12 protein-coding genes and 1 pseudogene are annotated in these 14247 nt (G+C 53.4%); 6 read left to right on the top strand and 7 right to left on the bottom strand.

All coding sequences use genetic code 11. From position 1 onward, the window contains the following. Positions 1-43 precede the first annotated feature (43 nt). Positions 44-1549 (top strand): AbgT family transporter, encoded by a 1506-nt coding sequence (locus ACT3RU_RS02080; RefSeq protein WP_087110778.1) that lies wholly within the window; start codon positions 44-46, stop codon positions 1547-1549. On the opposite strand, the gene ACT3RU_RS02075 is transcribed toward ACT3RU_RS02080, so the two are convergent. Both ACT3RU_RS02075 and ACT3RU_RS02070 read right to left on the bottom strand, forming a co-directional pair. Continuing rightward, positions 1550-2446 (bottom strand): LysR family transcriptional regulator, encoded by an 897-nt coding sequence (locus tag ACT3RU_RS02075; protein ID WP_087110776.1) that lies wholly within the window; start codon positions 2444-2446, stop codon positions 1550-1552. 68 nt (positions 2447-2514) lie between these two features. Next, a complete protein-coding gene (locus tag ACT3RU_RS02070) occupies positions 2515-3459 on the bottom strand; it encodes an AraC family transcriptional regulator (protein ID WP_087110774.1) in 945 nt (314 codons plus the stop codon). 224 nt (positions 3460-3683) lie between these two features. On the opposite strand from ACT3RU_RS02070, the gene ACT3RU_RS02065 reads away from it, so the two are divergent. Next, on the top strand, positions 3684-4424 hold the full coding sequence (locus ACT3RU_RS02065) for an SDR family oxidoreductase (protein WP_087110772.1): 741 nt from the start codon (positions 3684-3686) through the stop codon (positions 4422-4424). Positions 4425-4538: 114 nt separating this feature from the next. Here ACT3RU_RS02065 and ACT3RU_RS02060 read toward each other — a convergent pair whose 3' ends face one another. The 5 genes and pseudogenes from ACT3RU_RS02060 to ACT3RU_RS02040 all read right to left on the bottom strand — a co-directional run bounded on the left by ACT3RU_RS02060 (position 4539) and on the right by ACT3RU_RS02040 (position 9493). Then, positions 4539-5660, bottom strand: a complete 1122-nt coding sequence (locus tag ACT3RU_RS02060) for a DUF8606 domain-containing protein (RefSeq protein WP_087110770.1) — start codon at positions 5658-5660, stop codon at positions 4539-4541. A 122-nt stretch (positions 5661-5782) separates the two neighbouring features. Next, positions 5783-6049 (bottom strand): Abi family protein, encoded by a 267-nt coding sequence (locus tag ACT3RU_RS02055; protein WP_176372233.1) that lies wholly within the window; start codon positions 6047-6049, stop codon positions 5783-5785. 55 nt (positions 6050-6104) lie between these two features. Further along, positions 6105-6532: pseudogene (locus ACT3RU_RS02050) on the bottom strand (alanine dehydrogenase); the annotation flags it as partial. A 77-nt stretch (positions 6533-6609) separates the two neighbouring features. Next, positions 6610-8100 (bottom strand): CoA-acylating methylmalonate-semialdehyde dehydrogenase, encoded by a 1491-nt coding sequence (locus tag ACT3RU_RS02045; RefSeq protein ID WP_087110768.1) that lies wholly within the window; start codon positions 8098-8100, stop codon positions 6610-6612. 49 nt (positions 8101-8149) lie between these two features. After that, the gene (locus ACT3RU_RS02040) at positions 8150-9493 is read right to left on the bottom strand and encodes an omega-aminotransferase AptA (RefSeq protein WP_087110766.1); all 1344 of its coding nucleotides are present in this window, start codon (positions 9491-9493) and stop codon (positions 8150-8152) included. Positions 9494-9677: 184 nt separating this feature from the next. On the opposite strand from ACT3RU_RS02040, the gene ACT3RU_RS02035 reads away from it, so the two are divergent. The 4 genes from ACT3RU_RS02035 (at position 9678) to ACT3RU_RS02020 (ending at position 13984) form a co-directional block, all read left to right on the top strand. Then, positions 9678-10616: a LysR family transcriptional regulator gene (locus tag ACT3RU_RS02035; RefSeq protein ID WP_087110764.1), complete on the top strand. Its 939-nt coding sequence runs from the start codon at positions 9678-9680 to the stop codon at positions 10614-10616. 377 nt (positions 10617-10993) lie between these two features. Further along, the gene (gene dctP / locus ACT3RU_RS02030) at positions 10994-12016 is read left to right on the top strand and encodes a TRAP transporter substrate-binding protein DctP (RefSeq protein WP_087110762.1); all 1023 of its coding nucleotides are present in this window, start codon (positions 10994-10996) and stop codon (positions 12014-12016) included. A 46-nt stretch (positions 12017-12062) separates the two neighbouring features. Next, a complete protein-coding gene (locus ACT3RU_RS02025; protein WP_087110760.1) occupies positions 12063-12686 on the top strand; it encodes a TRAP transporter small permease in 624 nt (207 codons plus the stop codon). Beyond that, a complete protein-coding gene (locus ACT3RU_RS02020) occupies positions 12680-13984 on the top strand; it encodes a TRAP transporter large permease (protein WP_087110758.1) in 1305 nt (434 codons plus the stop codon). Before ACT3RU_RS02025 ends, ACT3RU_RS02020 begins: the two co-directional genes overlap by 7 nt. The last annotated feature ends 263 nt before the right edge of the window (positions 13985-14247 follow it).

Genomic DNA, 14247 nt, shown 5'->3' with positions numbered 1-14247 from the left:
CCTTTTTACAACCAAAAAATTTCTAAAAACAAGGGTTAACACTATGCAGTCTGTACTCGCTTCTATTGAACGCGTAGGTAACAAACTTCCTCATCCGTTCATCCTATTTACCATCCTCGCCGTAGTGGTTGTAGTTATCTCAGCCATGCTCGCCACGTTTGGCGTCTCGGCGATCAACCCACAAACCGGCGACACCGTCTATGTCCAAAGCCTGCTATCAGGCGATGGTTTAGAATTCATGCTGACCAGTGTGGTCAGTAACTTCGTCAATTTCCCACCGCTTGGGCTTATTTTGGTGGTGATGTTCGGTATTGGCTTGGCCGATAAGGTCGGCCTGATGTCGACGCTGATGCAGGTAAGCGTCGCCAAAGCCCCGCCCTCACTGCTAACCTTCTGCGTATTTTTGGCGGGCATCTGCGGCAGTATTGCTTCTGATGCCAACTACCTGATTTTGATACCGCTGGCCGCCATGCTGTATCACTCGGTGGGCCGTCACCCTATTGCGGGCGCTGCCGCAGCCTACGCCGCCGCCGGTGCAGGTTTTGATGCCAGCCTGTTTATTACTGTCGGGGACGCGCTGTTTGCCGGCATCACTACCGAAGCAGCACGGTTGGTCGATCCTGATGCCTATATTTCGCCAGTTGATAACTACTATTTTGTGGCCTGCTCAGTATTCGTGCTTGCCATTGCGGGTACGCTGATTATCGATAAGGTGGTTGAACCGCGGCTCACGCGCACGCTGCCGATGAGCAAGGATTTTAAGACGGATATCGTCAAGCCGGAGTTAACACCGGAAGAGAAGTTAGGCCTTAAGCGGGTCGGCTTCGCCACCTTGATCTATCTGGCGCTGATCCTGATTGCCGTTATTCCTGAAGCATCCCCGCTGCGTAACGAAGAGGGCGGGCTAATTCCGTCACCTTTCCTACGCTCGCTGGTGCCACTCATGTTTGGCTATTTCGTGACCATCGGCCTAGTGTACGGCATTACCACCGGCAAGATAACGACCAGCCGCGACGTCCCCCAGCGCATGGCCGAATCAGCAAGCGACTTGGCGCCCACGCTGGTGCTGTTCTTCGCCATTGCACAGTTCATCGCCTACTTCCGCTGGTCGGAGCTTGGTCAGTACATTGCCATCGAGGGTTCGAACATTCTGCAGAGCACCGGCTTTACCGGCCTGCCGCTGGTGGGGGCATTCATTGCCATGAGTGCGGTACTCAACGTGTTCATGACCAGCGGCTCGGCCCAGTGGGCGCTGATGGCCCCAGTATTCGTGCCGATGCTGATGATGATCGATTTCGACCCCGCTTTCGTACTGGCCATGTTCCGCATCGGTGATTCCAGCACCAATATCATTTCCCCCATGAGCCCGTACTTCTCGGTTGCCCTGGTGTACATGCAGCGCTACAAGCCGGACATGGGGCTGGGCACGCTGATAGCCACCATGCTGCCGCTAGCGGTTACCTTCCTGCTCGCCTGGTCCGCCTTTTTGATGTTCTGGCTAGCCATGGGGTGGCCGATCGGCCCCGGCGTTTACATGATGGCGAACTGATTACTGCATCGTCAGCATCAGCTTCCATAAATAGTCGGCAGCGGGTGAAAGCCTTCTGCCGACTCTTCTTACCAGATTGCCCTGACTGCTGGCTGCCAGTGGGTGCGCCACGGGAATTGCTCTGAGCTGCCCTTCGTCCACCTCATTGCGTGCAGCCGCCGCGGTCATGAACGACACCCCAATACCGGCACTCGCCATGCGCCGTGAAACAGAATGCAGGTTGCAACGGTAGGCGGGCGTGGCGGGTTGCCCGGCGGCGCTAAACAACGCATTTACAAACTGCTGCGACCCCGATACATCGGGCAGAAAAATAAGCTTGTGCTGCAAAAGCTCTGCTACCGTAACACTCTCCTGCCGGGCCAGCGGATGAAAAGGTGCCACCAGGGCACATAGCGGGCCGCGCTCAAAGGAGTGTACCACCAGCCTCGGATCCGAGATTGGCCCATAGGTAATCGCAATATCCACCTCGTCGTTGGCCACCATCTCGTGGGGCTCACGGGGGTAGTAGATGCCCGTTTTGATCTCGATCAGCACGTCCGGGTAATGTTCGGAGACGCGCTTCATCACGTAGTTGATAAAGCTATCCACAAACCCATCGCCCACCGAAACCACGACCTTCCCCGCCTGTAGATTGCGCAACCGGGAAAGCGTATCCCCCAGCTCCGAGTTGAGCCGCCGCTGGGCAAGAAAGCTATCCACCACCAGCAGCCCCGCCTCGGTTAACATCATATGGCGCCCCTGCCGCTCTAATAGCGCCATTCCCAGCTCTCGCTCAAGGCTGCGAACCTGCCGACTCACCACGGAGGGGTTAATATGCAAATGCTCAGCCGCCGCGCGAATACCGCCGCAACTGCTTACTTCCAGCAGGTAGAAGGCGCGTTTATCGAGTATGTTCATTGGTAACTCGTATAGGCTGAGAGATTATAAAATGTGCTAATGAGTTAGCATCTGGCATCGTATCGTTCTCAATGCAATGAAGCGATATCGGTGATAGGAGCAGGCGGTGATAACGCCAGACTCAATTTCATAGCGCGCACCTCCTCTGCAGGTGGCTGACCAAATAGCCGCTTGAACTCCCTGCTGAACTGGGAAGGGCTTTCATAGCCTACCCGGCTCGCCGCAGCAGCGGCGGTCAATCCATCACGAATCATCAACAGCCGCGCATGGTGCAAGCGCGTCGATTTGATGTACTGGATAGGCGAGGTTTGAGTGACGGATTTGAAGTGCGCATGAAACGCCGGAGCGCTCATTCCCACCTCATGGGCGAGCGTGCCCACTTCCAGCGGAGCGGCGTAATGTACATGGATGCGGCGTAGCGCCTTGGCTATCTTCCCGAACTGCCCATAGTGGGATAACGCCGAGCGAACGCTTCCGCCCTGCTCGCCGGTCAGTACCCGGTAGCAAATCTCTCTCACGATGGACGGTGCTAGAATGCGTGCATCCGCAGGCGTTGCCAGCGCATCCAGCAAGCGTAGCGTTGCACCGGCAAGCGATTGATCAAGCGGTGTGGAAAGCATGCCGCGGGGTGGGGTTGGCTGAACATCGACCGTTTCATCCAGCTGGGTGACAAGCTCTGCAATGACCGCTGTATCAAGGCGGATCGCAATCCCCAGCATCGGTACGTCAGGGCTCGCCTCTGTCTCTGAAATAAACGGCAGAGGTACCGCTAGCACCAGATAGTGATGCGCATCATAAAGATACACTTCGCTGCCCAGATAGCCCCGCTTACGCCCCTGGCAGATGATGACGATGCTCGGCTCATATAGCACCGGGGTGTTTTTGAGCGTCCGGTTTGAGCGCATCAGGCGCACCTCATCCACCAGCGACTGGGTATATCCCTCGCGCGGGGCGAGTTGATATAACCGTTCGATTATCCGGCGCTGCACTACCGCATCGCTACTCGCTACCATGAGCAACCTCGTTCAATGCTCTCACTATTCGCCCTCGTTGATCGCCACTGAGACTGCCAGTGTCTGAGCCAACATAAGAGTAATAGTATAGGCTGTTGGGTCAGTTTCCTGCCTCCAGCCCGCCAATTAATAGCTTTAGGCAAGCATGCAAGAGGATCGTCTATATTGCCGTTCGTGGGCATCCCCTACGCTTTCCCTGTACTTTCCCACAACAGGAAAAACGCATGACCAGCCTATCGAACGTCCCCTCTAAAGTTGTTTTATTGACCGGCGCCAGCAGCGGTATTGGTGAAGCCACGGCCCGCGAACTGGCCAAGCAAGGCCATCGCCTAATTATTGGTGCGCGACGTACCGACCGACTGGAAGCACTGGCGCGCGAATTGTGTGCCAACGGCAGCACAGTTGATTACCAGGCCCTGGATGTCACTAGCCGTGAAGATATGCAGGCGTTTGCCGAGTTTGCGATCACCACCCATGGCCGCATCGATGTCATCATCAATAATGCAGGCGTTATGCCACTTTCCCCGCTGGCAGCGCTCAAGGTAGATGAGTGGAACCGCATGATCGATGTGAACATTCGTGGCGTACTAAACGGAATCGCGGCGGTTCTTCCCACCATGCAGGCGCAACAGGCGGGGCAGGTTATCAACATCTCCTCCATCGGCGGGCTGAGTGTCGTGCCCACCGCCGCCGTGTACTGCGCGACCAAATACGCCGTGCGCGCCATTTCTGACGGCCTGCGCCAGGAAACCAACTGCCTGCGCGTCACCTGCGTTTATCCCGGCGTTGTGGAGTCGGAGTTGGCCAACACCATCACCGACAAGGAAGCCGCCGAGGCCATGGAAGCTTACCGCCAGATTGCCCTTAAACCCGAGGCCATTGCTGCCGCCATCGCCCATGCTATCAACCAGCCTGACGACGTCGACACCAGCGATATTGTGGTGCGGCCTACTGCTAGTCAGTAGTTTTTTAGTGGTGAAACGTGCCTGGGTATCGGGCTGAGGTGGTAATCAGGCACGTCCTTGGTGAGCGTTAAGGCACTTTCCGAGGGTGTAATTACTGTATCTAGAGAATTAGCATCAAGCTGGAGAACGAACATCTAACGGCCACATCTGCTTAAGCCGATTAACCGTATGCGACCACTTAGGCGCGGTAGGCTTGCACACCGTATTTTGATTACCAAACAGCCCCACTTCGCTGAACGCCTGCGCACGCTCGACGGTATAGAGCCAGCGCACCGGCACCAGGTACTCAGCGTTGTCTTCCTCGTCATTAAGCTCTTGATACAAGTGCGGGTAATCATCTGGACGCACTATATCGAGTAACGTTTTGGGGCCGTTTTCCGTTTCAAACGGGTATTCCGTGGCCTGGCTGCGCTCGCCGATAACCTCTCCAACGCCCACGTAACCTGTTTTAGGGATATTGACCCACACCCGGTCGCCTTCTGAAAGCATTGCCAGCGTTTTGGAATACCACGTAGCACCGCCACCGGCGATAAAACCCAAGCGCCGAGCAAGCTCCCACGGCCGGTCGTCACCAAATGAGGCGTAGAACTCGCCGTTCCACGGTTCTTTATTGGCTTTACGTGCTACCGGCTTAGGCGGCTCATCAGGGTCAATCATCCAGGCGCGGCTGAGATAGCGATTGCCGTTATCTTCAAACGCGGAGAAGAACATGGCATTGATGGACAGCTGGGCGTGTTCGTTCAGGTAGTTGATAATGCGCTCGCTGCTGGCATCCAACTGCGTAGCGACCACGACCAGTTGATGGCTCTCGTTGAGTGTCACACTATCCAGCGCCATACCAAACTTGGCCTCAAAGGCTTCGCCCAAAGTGACAAGCGTACGCCCATAGCACTCGGCAAACTGCTGGTAAATATCAATCAACTGGTAATCGGCAAGTGTCACCACCCAAGAGGCGTAGTCGATAGCCTGAGCGACGACATCACGCGGGGTTTTATCGCGCTTTAGCTCTATCACAATTACCGTGCCGTTGGCGTCTACGGCCAGTAGATCGATCAGCTTACCAAAGCCGGTACGCACCTGACGGCCGATCAGCAGCCAGTCCCGATTCAGAATTGAGACATCCTGCATAATCTGCTCTTCCAGCAGGCTTTCATCCGCCAGCCCCGTTGGTAGCAGCTTTTGTGGAAGCGCGCCAGGAGTGTTCGCGAGCTTCCAGATTCCTTGCTCAATGGCCATAGTAATTTGCCACCCTACAGGTGTTAAAAAGTGTTGCCTTTCGAAACGTGGGCGCCTAGTATTTACGCCAACACGGCCCCTATCGGTGAAACTGCCACGCAGTAGCATTGCTTAGGGGTTTTTTATTGCCTTGCTTCCCATTCCCACTGCTCCCAGCCTTCTATAATTCCCATGCCTTTTAGATTTAGCCCTGCTTCGCGCAAATCTGGGAAACTGCTTAACAACTCTGATAAGCGGGCCCACCAAGTGCTCGTCGGGTTAACCGTCATCAATAGGTACTGAACAATACAGAACAGTAGGAAAGGACGCGCCTGAACATGGGAGTTTTGCCAGCCCAGGGAAAATAGAGAGGCCTCACTATGGGCGGGCTTACGCGGCTGGTCCGTCATATTGCGATTCCACAACCGACTATGATGGGCACATACATTGCGTAAATAATTCAAGCTGCGCAGCCATGCGTCCGGCAACCGTACTCATCGGAGCCAACAAAGGTAGGCCGCCCTGACGGTCGGTGATGGTCTCGTAGGCGATGCAGGTGGCACAACTTTCGATAAGGCCCCGGGTCAAGGCTTCCTCGGCGGCCAAGAGGAGGTAAGTGAACAGCGTTTGGCCCCCCTTGAGGCGTTTGATTTCTTCGGACTGCGGCTCCTTAACCTTGAGTATAAGCTCAGCACTGCCCCACACCTTAGCCACATCAGCCTCGGTGCGGACGCCTGCGGCTTCATAGGTAGCACCCGCGAAACCAACGCCCTCTCCTGCCCCGGCCTGCACGGTGACGGTGTGACCACGGCTGACCAGCTCGCGGGCGCCGGCGAGGGTCAAGGCGACACGATATTCGTGGTTTTGATTTCCTTGGAAATAGCAATCTGCATGATCATTATCTCTTTTTGTTAGGAGGCCGAGCGCATGACCCTCCGGTCATGCGCTGATATTGGTAGACCCGGCTCGATCAGGAGGGGAAAGAGAACTGTGCGCCCTCACGAACCCCGGCCGACGGCCAGCGCTGGGTGATCGTCTTGCGCCGCGTGTAGAAACGTACCGCATCGGGGCCATAGGCGGAAAGGTCGCCAAACAACGAACGCTTCCAACCGCCGAAGCTGTGGTAGGAGACCGGCACCGGTAGCGGCACGTTGATGCCCACCATGCCAACCTGAATACGGTCGCTAAAATAACGTGCCGCTTCCCCATCGCGGGTATAGATGCAAGTGCCGTTGCCATACTCGTGATCGTCGATCAGTTTCATCGCCTCATCCATGGAACCGGCGCGCACCACCAGTAGTACCGGGCCGAATATCTCCTCTTGGTAACAGGTCATCTCGGGTGTCACCCGATCGATCAGGGTGCCGCCCACGTAAAAGCCATTATCGTGCCCCGGCACCTGAACACCGCGCCCATCGACCACGATGGTGGCGCCCTGCTGTTCGGCACTGTCGATATAGCCGCAGACCTTCTCCTGGTGCGCCTTAGTGATCACCGGGCCGAAATCGTTGCTCTTGTCGGAGAAGGGGCCGACCTTGAGCGACTTCATCTGCTCCTGCATCTTGGCGATCAGCGTATCGGCGGCTTCGTCGCCCACGGCCACCGCAACGGAAAGCGCCATGCAGCGCTCGCCCGACGAACCGAAGGCCGCCCCGTTCAAGGAGTTGACCACGTTGTCCATGTCGGCGTCGGGCATGACGATGGCGTGGTTCTTGGCGCCGCCCAAGGCCTGGCAACGCTTGCCGCTAGCGCTTGCCCGGGAGTAGATGTATTCAGCGATCGGAGTGGAGCCGACGAAGCTGACGGCCTGCACGCGCGGGTCGTCGAGCAGAGTGTCGACGGCTTCTTTGTCACCGTTGACCACATTGATCACGCCGGCGGGCAGCCCCGCCTCTTGGGCCAGCTCGGCAATGTAGAGTGCCGAGCTGGGGTCACGCTCGGAGGGCTTGAGAACAAAAGTGTTGCCGCAGGCGATGGCCATGGGATACATCCACAGCGGCACCATCGCCGGGAAGTTGAACGGCGTGATGCCAGCCACCACGCCCAAGGGTTGGAACTCGCTCCAGGAGTCGATGCTGGGGCCGGTATTCTTGCTGTGCTCGCCCTTGAGCAGCTCCGGGGCGTAGCAGGCGTACTCCACATTCTCGATACCCCGGGCGAGTTCGCCCCGCGCATCATGCACTATCTTGCCGTGCTCTTGGCCGACCAGGCGGACGATTTCGTCGGCATGCTCTTCCAGCAGTTGCTTGAAGCGGAACATGATCCGGGCGCGCTTGGCGGCCGGGGTGTCACGCCAGGCCGGATAGGCGGCCTCGGCAGCGGCAATGGCCTCCTCGACGGTAGCTTTGCTCGCCAAGCTCACCTGGCCGGCAACCTCGCCGACGGAGGGGTTGAAGATATCCTGGGTACGCTCTTCGCGGTCGACACGCACACCGTTGATCAGATGGCCGAGTGTTGTCATGAGTTGCCTCTTGTTGGGTCTGTCGGTTTAGTCTGCAGAAGTAAGAGCTTCAGTTCAGTTCGCTGATGGCATCGCCTATCACATTGACGACGCGGTCGATCTCCTCACGCTCGACGATAAAGGGCAAGCCGAGCTGAATGGTGTCACCGCCGTAGCGCACGTAGAAGCCTTTTTCCCAGCACTTCATAGCGATCTCGTAGGGTCGGCGGGCCGGCTCACCAGGGTAGGGTTCGATCTGCAAGGCGCCAGCGAGTCCATAGTTACGGATATCGCTGATATAACGCGTGCCCTTAAGCCCGTGAAGCGCTTCTTCGAAGACTGGGCTCATCTCGCGCACGCGGTCGATCAGGCATTCCTGCTCGAGCACGTCCAGAGCCGATAGGGCTGCGGCACAGGCCACCGGGTGCCCGGAATAGGTGTAGCCATGGGGCAGCTCAAGCATGTAGTCGGCACCACCCTGCTCCATGAAGGTGTGATAAATCTCACTTTGAACGATCACGCCGCCCATGGGGACCGCACCGTTGGTCAGTTGCTTGGCGAAATTCATTATATCGGGAGTGACGCCGAACTCCTCGGCACCGGTCATAGATCCCATGCGCCCAAAGGCGGTGATCACCTCGTCGAAGATCAGCAGGATATCGTGTTGGTCGCAGATCTCGCGCAGCCGCTGCAAGTACCCCTTCGGCGGCGGGATTACCCCTGCGGAACCAGCCAGTGGCTCGACGATCACCGCGGCGATATTGGAAGCGTCGTGCAGCGCGATCAACTCAAGCAGCTCGTCGGCCTTCTCGGCACCGCGATCGGGCATGCCACGGGTGAAGGCGTTCTCAGCAATCAGGGTGTGGGGCAGGTGGTCAGCATCGACGCCCTGCCCATAAAGCGCCCGATTGGCACCAATACCGCCCACACTGAAACCACCGAAATTGACGCCGTGATAGCCCTTGGCACGCCCGATCAGCTTGGTCTTGGTGGGTTTTCCTTTCTTACGCCAGTAGGCGCGGGCAATCTTCAAGGACGTATCGGCGCTCTCGGAACCCGAGCCGGTGAAAAAGGTGTAATCCAGACCTTTAGGTGTCAGCTCACGCAGACGATGAGCAAGTTCAAACGCCTTGGGATGCCCGAACTGGAAAGCAGGTGCATAGTCCAGCTCGCGCAACTGCTTGCTTACCGCGTCGGCGATTTCTGGGCGAGAGTGCCCAGCGCCACACGTCCACAATCCGGAGAGGCCGTCAAAAACCTGGCGACCCTGGGCATCGGTGAGATAACTGCCCTTGGCACCGGTGATGATACGCGGGTCGCGTTTGAACTGACGGTTGCCGGTGTAAGGCATCCAGTATGCGTCGAGTTGCTCGACGCTGAGCCCGGCAGTAGGGGAAAACTCTTGAGCTGACATATCTATTACCCTCTATAGAGTCTTGTCATTAATGGGGTTTAGAAAACCAGCCTAGAACGCCTCTTTGATAAGTTAAATAAACAACTAGTTTATTTCAAATAACTACTTACTTAACTTTTAAGCACGATGACGCTACGATGGGGGTTACATAAATCTCACTGTGTAGGTAAGGAGCAAGAAAAATATGGCACTTCGGAAAGTAGCGCCAATGGGGCAACCAAGCGACTCTGACCTTCGGCTCCTCAGAATTTATCGAAAAGTCGTGGAATGCGGGGGTTTCTCAGCGGCTGAAGTCGAATTAAGCATTAGCCGTGCTGCCATTAGCATGGCAATGAATGACTTGGAAACACGACTTGGCCTCCGCCTTTGTCAACGTGGCCGTAGTGGCTTTGCCCTAACGAATGAAGGCTCTGAAGTTTACCAATTGTCTCTACAGCTTTTAGCGGCAGTTGAGGGATTTCGCACTCAAGTCAACGGCTTGCATGCCCAGCTCAAAGGTGAGCTCAACATTGGTATTACCGATAACCTAGTAACCATGCCCGAAATGCATATAACTCATGCGCTTAATGCACTCAAAGAGAAAGGCCCCGATGTTCGTATCAACATTCGCATGATTCCGCCTAGTGATATTGAGCTAGCCGTTCTTGATGGACGCTTACATACCGGCGTTATTCCTAATCTCAAAACTCTACCAGGGCTTGACTACCTGACACTGTACGAAGAAACCTCAAGACTTTACTGCTCGACTGAACACCCACTATTTCACGCGAACAATATTACGGAAGAAGACTTACCACATTACGACGCTGTTGTACCCGCTTATGCCCAAACACCAGAAATAAAGGCAATGCATGAACCGCTTAAAGCATCAGCGTCAGCGACCGACCGCGAGGGCGTTGCTTTTCTTATACTGTCTGGGAGCTATATCGGATACCTACCCACTCATTATGCTGAGCGATGGGTACGCGACGGGCAGATGAAAGCACTGCCACCCAATAAATGGCATTACTTCACAGGTTACAGCGCCATCACCCGTAAAGGAGGGTTTTCTAATTTAGTTTTGGAAACATATTTTGATGAGTTGAATAAACTGATCAGCACCTCTCCAAACACTAATACTTAAGCATAATAGAGACGGGGTAATTACGTGCCAAAAACCAACTATGTTAAACAAAACCTTACGTTAGATTAATCAAATACTTATTTAAAATAAAAATTATTTACCCTAGCCTGAACTTCGCAATGTCAAGTTATTTGAAGAGCTTGATATAAATCAAAAAAACCTATTAGTGACAGGAGGGGTAAATCTATTTTTGATTAACTAGAAGTTGATCAAAGGTGGCTTTAATCTTTATCTAGATCTAGAAAACATAAACAGCAATAGCGGATAATTTTCAAGAACTAAAAACCATGCACTAAAGCTCAACACCCAGTCTATTAAGCTAATATATACTATAAAACTCTTCTTAATAAACAAAGTACAAGAAAGGAGTAGTAGAGATGCCGAAAAGATTACCGCTTACGAAGATTCGCACAAGCGTAGCGATTGCAGCCGTTGCTATGGCGAGCGTGGGCATTACGTCCCAAGCGCAAGCTAATGAGCGCTTCATATTGGCACATGCCATGCCAAGCGATCATATCTTCCACGCTATTTCTGAGCGTTTTATCGACGAGATTCAGGAAAGTGAGGAGTTTCAGATTGCCTACCACCAAGGTGGTGATTTAGGAGACTGGACGTCTCTATTTGAGCAATCCATGCAAGGCGTTGTGCCGATGACGCTGACTTGGGGTGCCTCGGAATTTGACGAACGCCTCGACCTCTCATGGCTTGGTTATGTTGTTTCGAACTGGGAAGACGCTCGGGATGTCTATGGGCCTAATGGCGAAATGCTAGAAGTCTATAACAGCATATTTCATGATCTCGACCTGCATACTATCGGCATTATCCCTACCGATTTTGGCTCCCTTGTTATCCGCAAAGGCGTAGGAGAAGTCCCTGTCAACTTCCCCGAAGATGGCAACAATATTAAGGTCCGTGTACCACCTGTCCCTATCGCCATTGACCGCTTCCGTAACCTTGGCTTCGCATCAGTACCTATTCCACTCTCAGAGGTCTATACCGCCCTACAGCTAGGTACAGTCGATGCCCGAGCCTTTTCGACTGCAGTAGAAACTTACCAGCAGCGAGATGTTCTGGAAACGAACATTCTTACCAATGACTACTTTGAAACTGCTTTCTGGCTAGTGAATAAAGACTGGTGGGAAGGACTTTCTGAGGAGAACCGCGACTTACTACAGAGCGCTGCCGACGACACTGTGCTGTGGTCTTGGGATGAGGCTCAGAGCTTGAGTGAAGAATTCCTGGATAAAGTGCGAGATTCAGGCATTGATGTCGTCGAACTCAGTGATGAGCAGATTGCCACTGCTGCACAAATTGTTCATGAAACAGAATGGCCTGAAATGGAGAAGCTGGTCGGCTCCGAAATTATGGCAAAACTGAGACAAGCCGCTGGTATTGAGTAAGACCCAAGGCCCGCGTTTAGTGGGCCTTTCTCTTTGGAGTAAAGTGATGCCAATACAAGAAAAGGAAAAAGACTTTTCCCCTGCGGATGAAAGCCATCAGGTAAGCCAGGTGGCAGAAGTGACTGCCGTGCCAAACTTTCCTGTTAGCCCACTCTATTCAGTTTTTTTAAAGTGTGAAGCCGCTTATGCAATGCTTCTCAAAAGTTCGCTGGCAATATTTAGCATTCTTTTGGGTGGCTTGATGTTTGGTCAAGTGCTAATGCGCTACGTCTTTAACTCCCCATTTCTAGGCATTGAAGAGATTGCGCTGCTGCTAGGAGCATGGATTTATTTTCCGGCTATTGCCTATACCACTAGAGAGGGCGAGCATATACGCGGCGGCATATTAGATCTTATTGTTAAATCTCGTAGCAAGACCCAAATCATCAATCTCTGCATGTCCCTACTGAGCATAGCTGTCTGCGTGGTGTTTGGTTACTTTGCCATTAAGTACGCCATGTTTGATTTCGATCGAGGTCGCTTGAGCTCCTATATGCGCTGGCCTAGGTGGTTGTGGTCTGCCTCATTAGTAGTGGGCTTTTTAGGCACTATATTAGCGTTGCTCATGCAAACGATTAACCAGTTCCTTGACCTTCGTCGCATACAAAAAGAAGAGAGGCAACGATGCTGATTTTTTCCCTAGCTCTCGGGATTATTGTAGCTTTATTACTCTTGGGAATGCCGATAGCCTTCGCCTTTGGTCTTGGTGCTCTTGTCTATTTGCTCAGCACTGGTGCTGATATCTCATTCCTTATTCCTTATGCATTTCAAACGACAACCAGTTTTGCGTTATTAGCGCTACCTCTTTTCGTATTAGCGGGCGTGGTAATGGCCCAAGCGGGGATATCCACACACTTACTCAACTTCATCAATGCCTTCGTAGGAAGAGTTAAGGGCGGCCTGGGAGCTGTTACCGTTATAACGTGTGCTCTTTTTGGAGCCATTTCTGGCTCATCTTCTGCCGCCATCGCAGCGATTGGCCAGATTATGATTCCGCGAATGGTTCGAGAGGGCTATCCTGTTGGCCATGCAACCGCCTTGGTAGCATGCTCTTCGGTACTTGCACTGCTCATCCCACCTTCGGTACCGATGATCGTCTTCGCGATAACGGGTGGGCTTTCCGTTAGCGCTGCCTTTCTTTCCACCGTCATTCCCGGCGTATTACTGATGATTATCTACGTCGGGTTGAATTTCTTTTTCCTGCGCAACAACCCCAACATACAAGTTGATGAAAAACTGCCTGTACGACAGGCTGGCATTAAGATCCTGAAAAGCGGTAAAAGCGCAATTTGGGCACTTCTAATGCCTATCATCATCCTGGGCACCATTTATGGAGGCATAGCGACGCCTACTGAGGCAGCAGCCATAGCCTTCGTATACGCCACCTTTGCTGGATTTGTGCTCTACCGCACTCTTAGCGTCAAGGCATTCTGGAATGGCTTGATTCAAGCCACATTGACGATTGGGTCAATCATTGCCGTGCTTTTCTTTCTCTTCATGATGAGCCGCGCCATGATCCTTCAACAGGTGCCGAGCCAAGTGACAGGCTTTCTACTGGGACTATCAGACAGCCCACTCGTCATTCTATTGCTTATAAATCTCGTTCTGCTTTTAATCGGCATGATTGTCGATGACATTTCCGGCAGCATCTTAGCTGCAGTTGTGCTGCTGCCATTAGCCACTGCTATTGGCGTACATCCTATTCATTTTGCCGCTATTGTTGGCGTCAATTTAGGGTTAGGTAATGTCTCACCACCATGCGCACCTATGCTTTATATGGCTGCAGGCGTTAGTAAAATATCTCTCGATAAGTACTTTGGGGTCACAATGAAGTTTTTGCTCTTTGGCCACCTTCCAATGGTACTGATAGTGACCTTCATACCTGAGTTATCACTGGCCCTACCTAGGTTTATTTTGGGCATTACCTAACAGGTATGCCCTATCGAGTGAGATAAGACGTAAGCTTACTTTTAGTAAAATATGATTCACCGAAACTAAACGTTACCGACCCGGGTCGGGGCAGATCAACAAGATGAAAAGTGGTCTTGTTTCGATCCAGTGCCAAATAGGCTGCAAGAAAAGAGCTAATCACTGCCAAGAAGGTTGTCCCAATTGTTGTGCCAGACTATGCCAAAACCGACGCGCGTTTACAAATGGTCATAGACAAAACAAAAGGGCTTACGAATAAACGT

Origin of the sequence: Halomonas sp. TP35 (genome assembly GCF_052375975.1) — a bacterium.
Classification (GTDB): domain Bacteria; phylum Pseudomonadota; class Gammaproteobacteria; order Pseudomonadales; family Halomonadaceae; genus Vreelandella; species Vreelandella citrativorans.
Note: the sequence above shows the minus strand (reverse complement) of the source record. Positions and strands in the feature narration are given on the sequence as shown.

What these genes read in the sequence shown, in the direction of transcription:
- ACT3RU_RS02020 (WP_087110758.1), top strand. Translation starts at nt 12,680, where the DNA reads ATGCTGATTTTTTCCCTAGCTCTCGGGATTATTGTAGCTTTATTACTC.
- ACT3RU_RS02075 (WP_087110776.1), bottom strand. Translation starts at nt 2,446, where the DNA reads ATGAACATACTCGATAAACGCGCCTTCTACCTGCTGGAAGTAAGCAGT.
- ACT3RU_RS02045 (WP_087110768.1), bottom strand. Translation starts at nt 8,100, where the DNA reads ATGACAACACTCGGCCATCTGATCAACGGTGTGCGTGTCGACCGCGAA.
- ACT3RU_RS02040 (WP_087110766.1), bottom strand. Translation starts at nt 9,493, where the DNA reads ATGTCAGCTCAAGAGTTTTCCCCTACTGCCGGGCTCAGCGTCGAGCAA.
- ACT3RU_RS02070 (WP_087110774.1), bottom strand. Translation starts at nt 3,459, where the DNA reads ATGGTAGCGAGTAGCGATGCGGTAGTGCAGCGCCGGATAATCGAACGG.
- ACT3RU_RS02025 (WP_087110760.1), top strand. Translation starts at nt 12,063, where the DNA reads ATGCCAATACAAGAAAAGGAAAAAGACTTTTCCCCTGCGGATGAAAGC.
- ACT3RU_RS02035 (WP_087110764.1), top strand. Translation starts at nt 9,678, where the DNA reads ATGGCACTTCGGAAAGTAGCGCCAATGGGGCAACCAAGCGACTCTGAC.
- ACT3RU_RS02080 (WP_087110778.1), top strand. Translation starts at nt 44, where the DNA reads ATGCAGTCTGTACTCGCTTCTATTGAACGCGTAGGTAACAAACTTCCT.
- ACT3RU_RS02055 (WP_176372233.1), bottom strand. Translation starts at nt 6,049, where the DNA reads ATGACGGACCAGCCGCGTAAGCCCGCCCATAGTGAGGCCTCTCTATTT.
- ACT3RU_RS02060 (WP_087110770.1), bottom strand. Translation starts at nt 5,660, where the DNA reads ATGGCCATTGAGCAAGGAATCTGGAAGCTCGCGAACACTCCTGGCGCG.
- ACT3RU_RS02065 (WP_087110772.1), top strand. Translation starts at nt 3,684, where the DNA reads ATGACCAGCCTATCGAACGTCCCCTCTAAAGTTGTTTTATTGACCGGC.
- dctP (WP_087110762.1), top strand. Translation starts at nt 10,994, where the DNA reads ATGCCGAAAAGATTACCGCTTACGAAGATTCGCACAAGCGTAGCGATT.